This window comes from Actinosynnema sp. CS-041913 (assembly GCF_050942485.1).
Lineage (GTDB): Bacteria > Actinomycetota > Actinomycetes > Mycobacteriales > Pseudonocardiaceae > Actinosynnema.
In genome coordinates this window covers 533423-546226 of record NZ_CP192037.1, presented here as the reverse complement: position 1 = coordinate 546226, position 12804 = coordinate 533423, and the positions used below count along the sequence as shown (strand labels likewise).

Here is a 12804-nt window from a genome sequence, read left to right as displayed (position 1 = left end):
CCGTCCAGCCGCACCACCAGGCACGGCCCCCCGCTGTACAGCCCGGCGTCGATCGCCAGCACCTTGTCGTCGGCGTACCGCAGCGGCCCGTCGATCTCCTCCGGCGGCACGCCGAGCTGGTCGGCGATCACGCTGTGCCCGTGCACCACCTCGGACCCGCCCAGCGCGTCCAGCAGCGCGGCGGCGACCGCGCCGCCGTCCGGCCCCCGGAACGCGTACCGGGTCGTCATCTTCCGCCAGCACTCCCACCAGGCGTCCAGGTCGTGCCCCGCCAGCACCCCGTGGACGGCGGCGTTCACCTCGGCGATGGTCGAGCCCCACTCCAGGTACGCCAGCGTGTCGGAGTGCATGAGCAGGTGGTCGTCCACCCGGTGCAGCGCCGGGCGGGTGGTGAGCCACTCGATGTGCTTGTCGGTCAGCCGGTCCTGGTCGCTGCGCAGGCCGCCGTTGAGCAGCCAGCTCCGGGCGAAGCTGCGCGGGGTCGGCGCGTTCGGCACGTGCTCGTCGCCGAACCGGTGCATCCCGAGCAGCAGGACCTCGTGGTTGCCGATCAGGGCGTCCACCCGGCCGCCGGACTGCTCGGACAGGCGCATGACGAACTCGATGACGCCGATGCCGTCCGGGCCCCGGTCCACGAAGTCGCCGAGGAACCACAGCTCCGCGTCGCCGCCCGCCCAGTCGCCTGCTTCATCCACCAGGTCGCGGGCGTGCAGGGCGCGGGTCAGCTCGGCGAGGTGCCCGTGCACGTCGCCTACCACGAACAGCGGTCGGTCCACAGTTGCGACGATAAGCGACGTTGCCCCGCGGTGCGTAGAAGTGGATCAACGCGGGCGTGGGTTGGGCCGGACGGCCACCCCCGGCGGGAGGATCGTCGGGCGATCGGCCTCCCCCTCCGGGGTGAGTTCCGGTCGGGTGGCACGCCCAGTCCTCATGGGGGTGACCCCCGGTCAGGTGTCACGCCTCGTCGGGGAACGGGTCCGCGGAGTTGCCGAGAAGGTCCGCGATGGACTTGACCACCCGCGTCGGCCGGTACGGGTACAGCTCGGCGGTGGACGCCGACGAGATGCCGGTCAGCACCAGGATGGTGCGCAGCCCGGCTTCCAGGCCGGACCGCACGTCGGTGTCCATCCGGTCGCCGATCATCAGCGTGTTCGCCGAGTGCGCGCCCAGCGCCCGCAGCGCGGACCGCATCATCAGCGGGTTCGGCTTGCCCACGTAGTACGGCTCGCGGCCGGTGGCGCGTTCGATCAGGGCCGCGATCGAGCCGGTCGCGGGCAGCGAGCCCTCGCGGGACGGCCCGGTCGCGTCGGGGTTGGTCGCGATGAACTTCGCGCCCTCCTCCACCAGCCGGATCGCCTTGGTGATGGCCGTGAAGCTGTACGTGCGGGTCTCGCCGAGCACCACGTAGTCCGGGTCGCGGTCGGTCAGCACGTACCCGATCTCGTGCAGCGCCGTGGTCAGGCCGGCCTCGCCGATCACGAACGCCGACCCGCCCGGCCGCTGCGAGTCGAGGAACTTCGCGGTCGCGAGGGCGGAGGTCCAGATGGCCGTCTCCGGCACCTCCAGGCCGGTGCGGGCCAGCCGGGCACGCAGGTCGCGCGGTGTGTAGATGGAGTTGTTCGTGAGCACGAGGAACGGGATGCCGTGCGCGGTCAGCTCCGCCACGAACTCGCTCGAACCGGGGATCGGGTGCTCCTCGTGCACGAGCACGCCGTCCATGTCCATCAGGTAGTTCCACTGCTCGGCCATGGCCGCCATGCTGCCGGCTCAGGCGTCGATGACGCGTCTCCGGAAGACCTCGATCAGGGTCTTGTTGTAGTGCTCCAGCACTCTCCGCTCATCCGGTGTGAACTGCGCCAACACCTCGCGGAGGGTCTCCTGGGCGCCGATGAAGAGGTGGTCGAACCGGTGGTCCGCCATGGTGACCTCCACCAGCACCTTGCGGCGGTCGTGCGGGTCGCGCACCCGACGCACGTACCCGGCCTTCTCCAGCCGGTCGATCACCCCGGTCACCGCGCCGGTCGACAGGCCGGACAGCTCGGCGATGCGGCCCGCCGTGATCGGGTCCTCGGCGCGCACGACCAGGTCGAGGCACTTCTCGTCGGTCGGCGACAGGCCCATCTGCTCGGCCACGCGGCTGTGGAACAGGATGGTGAGCGTGCTGGCCTCGCGGGCGTAGAAGCCGAACCGCTCCAACTCGTCGGCGGGGACGTCGTGCTCGCTCTTCATGTCAAGTAATTTAGCCGGTGAGAGAGTTCGGCCGGCATCTTCCTCCGAGCTGTCTCCAGGCCGGTTCCGGCGCCCTCCGCCGGCGGCGCATTACCCTGGTAGGGGTGACAGCAGTCGAGCTGGGCCTACCCACCGTGCGGGGCACGTCCGAAATGTCCGCGCGGCCGGATTCCGCGCTGCTGGTCGACCGCTTCGGCCGGGTCGCGACCGACCTGCGCGTGTCGCTGACCGACCGGTGCAACCTGCGCTGCACCTACTGCATGCCCGCCGAGGGCCTGGACTGGCTGCCGAAGCCGGAGCTGCTCACCGACGACGAGCTGACGCGGCTGATCGGCGTCGCGGTGACCCGGCTGGGCGTCACGGACGTCCGGTTCACCGGCGGCGAGCCGCTGCTGCGGCCCGGTCTGGAGGCCGTCATCGCGGCGACGGCGGCGCTGGAGCCGCGGCCCCGGATCTCCATGACCACGAACGGCGTGAGCCTGGACCGGCGGGCCGCCGCGCTGGTGGCGGCCGGGCTGAACCGGGTGAACGTCTCGCTGGACACCCTGGACCCGGTCCGGTTCCGCACGCTGACCAGGCGGGACCGGCTGGCGGACGTGTTCGAGGGGCTGGCCGCCGCGCGGGACGCGGGCCTGACGCCGGTCAAGGTCAACTCGGTGCTGATGCGCGGCGTGAACGAGGACGAGGCCGTGCCGCTGCTGCGGTTCTGCCTGGCGCACGGCTACCAGCTCCGGTTCATCGAGCAGATGCCGCTGGACCCGCAGCACGGCTGGGACCGGGGCGACATGGTGACCGCCGAGGAGATCCTGGCGGAGCTGCGGACGGAGTTCGAGCTGACGCCGGAGCCCGGCGAGCGGGGCGGCGCGCCGGCGGAGCGGTGGCTGGTGGCCGGCGGGCCCGCCGCGGTGGGCGTGATCGCGTCCGTGACCAGGCCGTTCTGCGCGGCGTGCGACCGGACCCGGCTGACCGCCGACGGCCAGGTGCGCAACTGCCTGTTCAGCCGGTCGGAGACGGACCTGCGGGCGCTGCTGCGCGGCGGCGCGTCGGACGGGGAGATCGCCGACCGGTGGCGGGCGAACTCGTGGGCGAAGGCGGCCGGGCACGGCATCAATGACGCCGGGTTCCAGCAGCCGGACCGGCCGATGAGCGCGATCGGGGGCTGAGCGTTGGTCCAGTTGACGGTCCGGTACTTCGCCGGCGCGCGGGCGGCGGCCGGGGTGCCGGAGGAGAGCTTCGAGCTGCCCGGCGGGCCCACCGTGGCGCAGGCGCTCGACGCGGTGCGCGCGCGGCACGGGGACGGGCTGGAGCGGGTGCTGGCGGCGTGCAGCTTCCTGCTGGACGGCGTGGCGGTCCGGGACCGCGGCACGCCGGTGCCGTCCGGGTCGCGGCTGGACGTGCTCCCGCCCTTCGCCGGCGGCTGACGAGCCGCTACTCAGGGGGGTCGGCAACGTGAGCCATGCCTCACTTAACGTGATCCATCTCGACAGATCTCGGAACGGAAACGAGATGGTAACGGCGGTCTGAGCTGGCTAAACAGCCATCTCGGCGGATCACTGCAAAGCGTTACAGTGATGTGCGCCACACAATGGAACGTTTGGACTCGCGCTCCCGGTTACGTACCGTCGCTCTTCGGTTGGCCCCGACCGACCACGAGCAAGATCCGGGATGTCGCACACCGAGCCCTGTCCAGCGACCCCGGCACCAACCCCGAGTGAGAGAAAACCGCCCGGACAGGGACCGATCGACATCCCGGGCCCCGAACCCGAGTCGATCGCGCAGGTGTGGTGGGCAGAGAGGGAAATGGCTTCCTACCGAGGCAAGCACCGACCGGCCGTCAGCTCCGCCGCCCGGACCGTCGCGAAGGTCGCCGTCGCCGGCGTCATCGTCGGCGCCCCGCTGGGCCTGGCCGCCGGCACTGCGAGCGCGCAGGGCTCCGGCGTCAACTGGGACACGGTCGCCGCGTGCGAGAGCGGTGGCAACTGGAGCATCAACACCGGCAACGGCTACTACGGCGGGCTGCAGTTCCTGCCCAGCACGTGGACGGCCAACGGTGGCTCCGGGATGCCCCACCAGGCGTCCCGCGAGGAGCAGATCCGCGTCGCCGAGAACGTCCTCGACTCGCAGGGCATCAACGCGTGGCCGGTGTGCGGCCCGAAGGGCCTGGGCGGCGCCGCCGCCCCCGCCCCGCAGCGCACCGCCGCCCCGGCCCCGGCCCAGCCGCGCAAGGCGACCCCGCAGCAGCAGCAGCAGTCCGCGCCGGTCCAGCAGTCCGCGCCCGCCCCGGTGGCCGTGGCCCTGCCCAGCACCAACCCGGCGGGCGACTACGAGATCAAGGCGGGCGACAGCCTGTCCAAGATCGCGTCGGAGCTGAAGGTCGAGGGTGGCTGGGAGAAGCTGCACGAGCTGAACAAGCAGTTCATCCCGAACCCGGACCTGATCCTGCCGGGTCACAAGATCGCGACCAAGTGATCCCGGGGTCGGCCACGGCCGACCCGCCAGACCAGAGACCCTGCCGTCTTCCCCCCGACGGCAGGGTCTCTGCTAATCGGCCGACGACACGGTCACCGCAAGCCGACCACCGGCAGGGTCACCGCTAGCCGGCCAACAGCAGGACCACCGCTGTCCGGTCAAGAACGGTCATGATCGCCCTTGCCCGCGCACCGCCGGGATTGTCGGTGGTCCGTGGGATGATTGAATCGGGGGCCGGAGGCCAGGCAAGGCGGGGGCCGGAGGCAAGGCGGGGCCGGAGGCCAGGCCAAAGACAGGGCCGGAGGCCGGGCTAAGGGCAGTTGACCCACTCGTCGGTGCCGTCCGCGAAAACCTGCCGCTTCCACACCGGGAGCCGCCGCTTCACCTCGTCCACCAGCTCGGAGCACACCGCGAACGCCTCGCCCCGGTGCTCGGCCGACACGGCGCAAGCCAGCGCCACGTCCCCGATCGCCAGCTCACCGACCCGGTGCGACACCGCGACCGCCCGCACCCCGTCGAACCGCCCCACCACGTCGCGCACGACCTCGGCCACGACATCACCGGCCGACGGGTGCCCCACGTACTCCAGCTCCCGCACCGACCGCCCGTGATCGTGGTCACGCACCACACCCGCGAAGGTGACCACCGCGCCGGCGGCGGCATCAGCCACGAGCTGCGCGTGCTCGTCCACCGACAACGGCTCCTCGCTGACGGCAGCCCGCAGCACCTCGGTCATGCGTGGTCACCTCCGGCCAACTGGTCCACCGCGTGCTCCAGCAGCGTGCCGAGCACCTCCAGCCCGTCGCGCACCCCGCCGGTCGAGCCGGGCAGGTTCACCACGAAGGTCCAGCCCGCCACACCCGCCACACCGCGCGACAGCACGGCGGTGGGCACGCGCGGCCAGCCTGACGTGCGGATCGCGTCGGCCACGCCCGGCACCTCGTAGTCGAGCACGGTCCGCGTCGCCTCGGGGGTCCGGTCGGTCGGGCTGATCCCCGTGCCGCCGGTGGTGATCACCACCGACACGCCGGCGGCCACGGCCGAGCGCAACGCCTCCGCGACCGGGTCGCCGTCCGGCACGACCACCGCGTCCGGCACGTCGAAGCCGCGTTCGGCCAGCCACGACACGATGATCGGGCCGCCCCGGTCCTCGTACACCCCGGCGGCGGCCCGGTTCGAGGCGGTGATCACCCGCGCCGTCCTCACGGCCGCACCCACAGGCCGGTCTTGCCGCCTTCCTTGCGCTCGACCCGCACCGCGTCGAGCGTCGCCGCCGGGTCGACGGACTTCACCATGTCGTGCAGCGTCAACCCGGCCACGGACACGGCGGTCAGCGCCTCCATCTCCACGCCGGTCCGGTCGGTCGTCCGCACGGTCGCGGTGATGCGCACCTCCGCCGCGCCCAGCTCCAAGTCGACCGCCACGCTGGTCAACGCGATCGGGTGGCACAGCGGCACGAGTTCGGAGGTGCGCTTGGCCGCCATGATCCCCGCGATGCGCGCGGTGGCCAGTGCGTCGCCCTTGGGCAGGCCGTCGCTGCCGAGCAGCGCCACCACCTCGTCGATGGTCCGCAGCACGCCGGACGCGACCGCCGTGCGGGTGGTCGGCTCTTTGGCGGACACGTCCACCATGCGGGCCGCGCCCGTTCCGTCCAGGTGGCTGAACTGCTTGGTCATGCCAGCGATGCTAGGCCTGTCCGGCGGCGGCCTTCCGGACCGCTTCGGCGACGGCGGGCGCGACCGTGTTGTCGAACACGCTGGGCACGATGAACGAGGCGTTCAGCTTCTCGCCGTCCACGACGTCCGCGATGGCGTTCGCGGCGGCCAGCAGCATCGAGTCGGTGATGGTGCGCGCGTGCGCGTCCAGCAGCCCGCGGAAGACGCCGGGGAACGCCAGCACGTTGTTGATCTGGTTCGGGAAGTCCGACCGGCCGGTGGCGACGACGGCGGCGTGCTTCTGCGCCTCCATCGGGTCGATCTCCGGGTCCGGGTTGGCCAGCGCGAACACGATCGCGTCGGAGTTCATGGTGGCGACCTGCTCGGCCCCGAACAGGTTCGGCGCGGACACGCCGATGAACACGTCCGCGCCGACCAGCGCGTCGTGCAGCCGCCCGCTCACGTTGTCGCGGTTGGTGGCGGCGGCGATGGACTTGAGGTTGTCGTCCAGGCCGGGCCGGTCGCGGTGCACGATGCCGTCGACGTCCACCGCCACCACGTCGCCGGGGTTCTGCTTGAGCAGCAGGCGGATGATCGCGGACCCGGCCGCGCCGACGCCACAGACCACGATCTTGCAGTCCTCGGGCTTCTTGCCGACGACCCGGAGGGCGTTGCGCAGGGCCCCGACGACGACGATCGCCGTGCCGTGCTGGTCGTCGTGGAAGACCGGGATGTTCAGCTTCTCGCGCAGGCGGGCCTCGATCTCGAAGCACCGGGGAGCCGCGATGTCCTCCAGGTTGATGCCGCCGTAGACGGGGGCGATCAGCTCCACGGCGCGGATGATCTCCTCGGTGTCCTGGGTGTCCAGGCACACCGGCCACGCGTCCACGCCCGCGAACTTCTTGAAGAGGGCGGCCTTGCCCTCCATGACGGGCAGTGCGGCGGCCGGGCCGAGGTTGCCCAGCCCCAGGACCGCGGAACCGTCGGTGACGACCGCCACGGTGTTGCGCTTGATGGTGAGGCGGCGCGCGTCGTCCGGGTTCTCCGCGATGGCCTGGCAGACCCGCGCCACGCCCGGCGTGTAGGCGCGGGAGAGGTCGTCGCGGTTGCGCAGCGGGACCTTGGAGGAGATCTCGATCTTGCCGCCGAGGTGGACCAGGAACGTCCGGTCGGAGACCTTGCGGACCACGATGCCCGGGAGGAGGCCCAGGGTGTCGGTGATGTCCTTGGCGTGGTTGGCGGAGAGGGCGTTGCAGGTGAGGTCGATGATCACCCGGTCGGTGTGCGACTCGACGACGTCGAACGCGGTGATCACGCCGCCTGCTCTGCCCACTGCCGAGGTCAGGTCGCCTGCCGCGCTCGCTGAAGGTGGCGCTTCCAAGCGGACGGTGATCGAGTAACCAGGGCCGGGGACCGGCATCGAACCTCCCAGAACAGCACTGCTCAACCGTTGACCGAGCCTAGTCCGCTTGGATTAGCGGTACGTGCGCGGCTCGGCGTTGGCGCTGTTCTGCCTTGGCGCGGAGGCGGTCGCCGTTGGGCAGGCCGCGAAGGATGATCACAAGAGCAAGACCCGGGCGTCGTGCCATCCCCGTATGACCAGGTCGAAGACAACCTGCGGGCAGGCCGTACGGGGATGACACGCAGCCCACCGACAGGTGTGCGCGCCTCGGCTGTGGCTGGGGGTGCCGGTCAGCGGTTGATTTCGGTCACCGGGTGGTAGTAGCCGAGTTCTTCCGCCGGCAAGGGGAACGTGACCTTGCCGAACGGGGACAGTGCGCCTTGGACGTCGCTGGTCAGTTCGCTCACCGCGTACTTGCCGTCCGCGGGCGGCTCCGGCCAGTGGGGGTCGATGCGCTCGGGGCGGGCCTTGGCCACGGTTCCTCCTTAGAGTCCTGCACGTCGGGACAAGTGTGCCTCACCGGGTCGGTGGTGTGCGCGGCCCTATACCGTGGTGGGGATGTCCGGCACCACATTGGCCGCGTGGCTGCGCGCGCAGGACGACACCGCGCTCGTGGCGCTGCTGCGCGCGCGTCCTGACCTGGCCACTCCGCCTCCTGCCGACACGATGGTGCTGGCCACCCGGGTCGGGTCGCGGGCGTCTGTCGCTCGGGCCTGTGAGGATCTCGACACGTTGACGCTGACCGTCCTCGAAGCGCTGTTGGTGTTGGACGCCGATCAGCGGCCGGTCGGGCTCGGGGACCTGAGCCGGTTGTTCGACGTGGACGTCCGGCCGGCTGTCGACGCGTTGCGCGACCGCGCGCTGGTGTGGGGGGACGACGACTCCCTCTCCACGCCGCCCGCCACCCGGGACGCGGTCAACCCGTTCCCTTGTGGTCTCGGGCGGTCCGTGCCGAGCCTGGCCGACGTCGACCTCGGTGTTCTCGGGGAGGACGAGCGGCGGGTGTTGGGTGCGTTGGCCGCCGGGCCTCCGGTCGGGCAGACGAAGGACGCCGCGCACGTCGTGTCGTTGGCGAATGCCCGTACGCCCATCCAGAAGTTGCTGGCCCGCGGGTTGTTGGTGCGGCGGGACGCGTTGACCGTCGAGTTGCCGCGTGAGATCGGTCTCAAGGTCCGCGGGGACCGTCCGCTGGGTCCGGTCCAGACCGCCGAGCCGGCGCTGACCACCGTCGAACGGGAGCCGGCGACGGTCGACAGCACGGGCGCCGGCGAGGCCTTGGAACTCGGGCGGCACGTCGAGGCGTTGCTCACCGGGTGGTCCGAGGAGCCGCCGGCGGTCCTCCGGTCCGGTGGTGTGGGTGTCCGTGAGCTGCGCAAGGTCGCCAAGGACCTGGACGTCGACGAGCGGCGGGCCGGGTTGCTCGTCGAGTTGGTGGTCAATGCGGGGCTCGTCGCCGACAGCGAGGGCGCCGAACCCGAGTGGGTGCCGACCACGCAGGCCGACTCCTGGTTGGCCGCCGCGCCCGAGCACCGGTGGGCGACGCTCGCCCAGGCGTGGCTGGAGCTGCCCCGGCTGCCCGGCCTGATCGGGCAGCGGGACGACCGTGACCGGCTGCTCAACCCGTTGGCGCCCGAACTCAACCGCCCGGGTGCGCCGCGCGACCGCAAGCGGGTGTTGGAGGCGCTGGCCGCCCTTCCCGTGGGCACCGCCGTGCCGAACGCCGACGAGTTGGCCGCTGTGCTGGCGTGGCGCGCGCCTCGGCGGGGTGGGCGGCTGCGGGACGAATTGGTGCGGTGGACCCTGGCGGAGGGCACGGCGGTCGGCGTGCTGGCGTTGCACGCGCTCACCGCGCAGGGCCGCACGCTGCTGAGCGAGGGGCCTGGGCCCGCGGCGAAGCGGCTCGGGGACGCCCTGCCGGCGCCGGTCGACCACGTCCTGGTGCAGGCCGACCTGACCGTGGTCGCGCCGGGACGGCTGGAGCCGGACCTGGCCGACGACATCGCGATGGTGGCGGACGTCGAGTCGGCCGGTGGCGCGACCGTGTACCGGGTGCACGAGGGTTCGGTCCGGCGGGCGTTCGACGCCGGGCGGACCGCGGCGGACCTGCACGAGCTGTTCCGGTCCAAGTCGCGGACGCCGATCCCGCAGTCGCTGACCTACCTGATCGATGACGCGGCCCGCAAGCACGGCAAGCTGCGGGGTGGCGCGGCCGGGTCGTTCCTGCGGTGCGACGATCCCGTGTTGATCGCCGAGGTGGCCGCGCACCCGGTGGCGGAGCGGCTGGAGCTGCGGAAGATCGCGCCGACCGTGCTGGTCAGCCCTTATCCGCTGGCCGAGGTGATGGACGGGTTGCGGGCCGCCGGGTTCGCGCCGGCCGCCGAAGGGCCGGACGGGCGGGTGCTGGACCTGCGGGCGGGGACGGGCAGGCGGATCGCGGGCAAGGGCCGGCGCAGGTCGCCCGCGCCCACGCCGCCGTCGGACGAGCAGTTGGGCGAGCTGGTGCGGATGGTGCGCGCCGGCGACCAGGCGGCGTCCACTACCGGGGGTACTCGGGTGTCCGTGCCGGGTCACCTGGGAGCGGGTCCGTCGGCGACGATGGCGTTGCTGCAACGGGCCGCCCGGGAGGGGCGCGGTGTCCTGGTGGACTTCGTCGACGGCCATGGCACGGCGGCCCGTCGGGTGATAAAACCGCAGGTCGTGGGCGGTGGTGTGCTGGAAGGCGTGGATGTCAGCTACGGCGAGGTGCGCCGGTTCCCGCTGCACCGGATCACGTCGGCGGCGCTGATCGAGGACTCCGAGTGATGCCCGATCGGGCGCGTTGATCACCTGACGGTGGCGGCGGGGCCCTTTAGCGTCTGTGGAGGCGGGGCGTTGGTCGGGCGCGCCCCGGCGGTCGTCTCCACGGGCGAGCGCGATCCCATCGACCTCGTGACGAGGGCAGCCGCGCGGCGGGCGTCACCCCGCTCACCGGAGCAGCCCGAGGGGCGGCCTCCCACGAGGGGGCCGCTCCTGGATTGAGCAGCCACGATGGCGCGGCCGGTGGACGCCGCCCTCGGATCGATGCCGGGCAGGCTCGAAGGGCGGCCTCCCCACCAAATCGTCCCACACGAACCAGAACCGGTGCTGACCCGGCGTAAGTCCGGCGACTGGAAAGGCTGGTACGAGCGCGGTATCCCGGTCGCCGACCGGAGGTTCGACGAACACCTGCGCAAGCGGACACGCTCAGGGAGAGGGACTGACGGTGACTCGTTCCTGGAAGGACGTTAAAGCAGACAAGGCACGTCGTGATGCAGCGGCCGGCCGAGACGTGGCGCAGGCTCGCGAAGATGCGCGCAACCGCACCCACGCGTTCATCCTCGGCTTCCGGCTGGCGCAGCTACGCGAAGAACGCGGGCTGTCGCAGACCCAGGTCGCCGGCCGCATGGGAATCAGCCAACCGCGGGTCAGCCAGCTCGAACGCGGCGAGGTCGGCCAACTGGAAGTCGACACGCTGAACCGTTACATCACGGCTGTCGGCGGACGTCTGCGCGTCGTCGCCGACTTCGATGACCACGACGTGACCGTCTCGGCGAGCGAAATCGACCGCGACGCCGTCACGGCCTGACTCGCGAAGTCCCCTCCGCGACGCCGGACCAGGCGATGCCGGGCACGCTCGAAGGGCGGCCTCCCCACCAAGGTGACCGCCCCACCGCCGAAACCCGGCTCAGCCGGCGCGAACCGACATCCACTGGCGCATCGCGTGCTCCACCAGCGTGATCAGCGTCTGCTTCGTCGACTGACGGTTCCGAGCGTCACAAGTCACTATCGGCACCGACTGGTCGATCGTCAACGCCTCCCGCACATCCTCGATCCGGTGATGCAGCAAACCGTCGAAACAGTTCACCCCCACCACGTACGGCAACTGCCGATCATCGAAGAAGTCGATCGACGCGAACGCGTCCGCCAACCGCCGCGTGTCCACCAGCACGATCGCCCCGATCGCACCCTTCACCAAGTCGTCCCACATGAACCAGAACCGGTGCTGACCCGGCGTACCGAACAGGTACAGGATCAGGTCCTGGTCCAACGACACCCGACCGAAGTCCATCGCCACCGTCGTCGTGACCTTGTTCGGCGTCGCCGACAGGTCATCGACCCCGGCGCTCGCCTCGGTCATCACCGCTTCGGTGGTCAGCGGAACGATCTCCGACACGGAACCGACGAACGTCGTCTTGCCCACGCCGAAGCCACCGGCCACCACGATCTTCGCGGAGGTCGTCGGCTTCCGTGCGCCTTCGGCCGCGTCGGGGCTAGAGCCTGCGAAGCCCACTGAGCACCCTCTCAAGGAATTCAATGGAAGGCCGGTCCCCCACGACCAAGCCGCCCTGGTGAATCAAAACCAAACCCATGCTCGCCATGTCGCCGATCAGCACCCGCACGACGCCCAGCGGCAGCCGCAGGTGCGCGGCCACCTCCGCCACCGACCGCGTGTCGGTGCACAGCCCGCAGATCGACCGGTGCTCGGGGAGCACCGCCGCGTCTCGTTCCAGACCCCGCTCGCTGGTCGACACGAGCGCCTCGATCGCGAGGTCGTAGTCCGGCCGGGTACGGCCGCCGGTCCGGGTGTACGGGCGGACCAGCGAGCCCGACTCGGCCGCCGGGTTTTCCTCCCGGCGCACGACCGGCTGCGGACCGGTCGTGTAGGGAAGCTGCTCCGGCACGCTGTCCGGCAGGTTGTGAGCGCCGAACAGGTCGGCGCCCGGACCTCCGAACAGCCCGCTGCCGTACCCGTCGATGTCGAACCGGTTGGGGACGTCGTCGTAGTCGTACGACGAGTCGTCAACCTCACGCTGAGACATATCGCCTAGCCCCTGCCCTGTGCCTTCGACCCGTGGAGGCTCGGCCGCCCGACCGGTCCACGAGTTGGGTACGTCCTCGGCTTCCTCGTCTGCTGAGGGGTCGGCATCCGGCTCAGCGAATTGGAAGCCCCCGGCCGCCCACTCCTGGTAGTTGAAGTTCCTACCGAAGCGACGTCCGCCGGCGCCAGATCGTTCAGCCATTTACCGCTCA

The 12804-nt window shown here is 71.4% G+C and carries 12 protein-coding genes and 2 pseudogenes; 5 read left to right on the top strand and 9 right to left on the bottom strand.

The window, feature by feature from the left end; all coding sequences use genetic code 11:
* Window positions 1–5 precede the first annotated feature (5 nt).
* The 3 genes and pseudogenes from ACQPZF_RS02650 to ACQPZF_RS02640 all read right to left on the bottom strand — a co-directional run.
* Window positions 6–776 (bottom strand): annotated as a pseudogene (locus tag ACQPZF_RS02650) (metallophosphoesterase); the annotation flags it as partial.
* Window positions 777–954: 178 nt separating this feature from the next.
* Window positions 955–1749: an HAD-IIA family hydrolase gene (locus tag ACQPZF_RS02645; protein ID WP_433267847.1), complete on the bottom strand. Its 795-nt coding sequence runs from the start codon at window positions 1747–1749 to the stop codon at window positions 955–957.
* Between the two features lie 18 nt (window positions 1750–1767).
* Window positions 1768–2229: a MarR family winged helix-turn-helix transcriptional regulator gene (locus ACQPZF_RS02640; RefSeq protein WP_433267846.1), complete on the bottom strand. Its 462-nt coding sequence runs from the start codon at window positions 2227–2229 to the stop codon at window positions 1768–1770.
* A 152-nt stretch (window positions 2230–2381) separates the two neighbouring features.
* Here ACQPZF_RS02640 and moaA point away from each other — a divergent pair, with 152 nt between their 5' ends.
* From moaA to ACQPZF_RS02625, 3 genes are all read left to right on the top strand, one after another.
* The gene (moaA, locus tag ACQPZF_RS02635) at window positions 2382–3392 is read left to right on the top strand and encodes a GTP 3',8-cyclase MoaA (RefSeq protein ID WP_433274406.1); all 1011 of its coding nucleotides are present in this window, start codon (window positions 2382–2384) and stop codon (window positions 3390–3392) included.
* Window positions 3393–3395: 3 nt separating this feature from the next.
* Window positions 3396–3650, top strand: coding sequence for a MoaD/ThiS family protein (locus tag ACQPZF_RS02630; protein WP_433267844.1), 255 nt, complete (start codon window positions 3396–3398; stop codon window positions 3648–3650).
* Window positions 3651–4029: 379 nt separating this feature from the next.
* Window positions 4030–4698: a transglycosylase family protein gene (locus tag ACQPZF_RS02625; protein WP_433267842.1), complete on the top strand. Its 669-nt coding sequence runs from the start codon at window positions 4030–4032 to the stop codon at window positions 4696–4698.
* 310 nt (window positions 4699–5008) lie between these two features.
* Here the strand turns inward: ACQPZF_RS02625 and ACQPZF_RS02620 are convergent.
* The 4 genes and pseudogenes from ACQPZF_RS02620 to ACQPZF_RS02605 all read right to left on the bottom strand — a co-directional run bounded on the left by ACQPZF_RS02620 (window position 5009) and on the right by ACQPZF_RS02605 (window position 8231).
* Window positions 5009–5904: pseudogene (locus ACQPZF_RS02620) on the bottom strand (molybdenum cofactor biosynthesis protein MoaE).
* The gene (gene moaC / locus ACQPZF_RS02615) at window positions 5901–6374 is read right to left on the bottom strand and encodes a cyclic pyranopterin monophosphate synthase MoaC (protein ID WP_433267840.1); all 474 of its coding nucleotides are present in this window, start codon (window positions 6372–6374) and stop codon (window positions 5901–5903) included. The pseudogene ACQPZF_RS02620 and the gene moaC overlap by 4 nt, the downstream one beginning before the upstream one ends.
* Window positions 6375–6384: 10 nt before the next feature.
* Window positions 6385–7773: an NAD-dependent malic enzyme gene (locus ACQPZF_RS02610; protein ID WP_433267838.1), complete on the bottom strand. Its 1389-nt coding sequence runs from the start codon at window positions 7771–7773 to the stop codon at window positions 6385–6387.
* Between the two features lie 272 nt (window positions 7774–8045).
* Entirely contained in the window at window positions 8046–8231 is a 186-nt protein-coding gene (locus tag ACQPZF_RS02605; protein WP_433267836.1) for a hypothetical protein, read from the bottom strand.
* A gap of 82 nt (window positions 8232–8313) precedes the next feature.
* Between ACQPZF_RS02605 and ACQPZF_RS02600 the strand changes: the two genes are divergently transcribed.
* Entirely contained in the window at window positions 8314–10557 is a 2244-nt protein-coding gene (locus tag ACQPZF_RS02600) for a helicase-associated domain-containing protein (protein ID WP_433267834.1), read from the top strand.
* A gap of 439 nt (window positions 10558–10996) precedes the next feature.
* Complete coding sequence (locus tag ACQPZF_RS02595) at window positions 10997–11359, top strand: helix-turn-helix domain-containing protein (RefSeq protein ID WP_433267832.1); 363 nt, start codon at window positions 10997–10999, stop codon at window positions 11357–11359.
* A gap of 99 nt (window positions 11360–11458) precedes the next feature.
* Here the strand turns inward: ACQPZF_RS02595 and ACQPZF_RS02590 are convergent, their stop codons facing one another.
* The gene (locus ACQPZF_RS02590; protein ID WP_433267830.1) at window positions 11459–12064 is read right to left on the bottom strand and encodes a GTP-binding protein; all 606 of its coding nucleotides are present in this window, start codon (window positions 12062–12064) and stop codon (window positions 11459–11461) included.
* Window positions 12045–12794 (bottom strand): DUF742 domain-containing protein, encoded by a 750-nt coding sequence (locus tag ACQPZF_RS02585; RefSeq protein WP_433267827.1) that lies wholly within the window; start codon window positions 12792–12794, stop codon window positions 12045–12047. Before ACQPZF_RS02585 ends, ACQPZF_RS02590 begins: the two co-directional genes overlap by 20 nt.
* Window positions 12795–12804 lie beyond the last annotated feature (10 nt).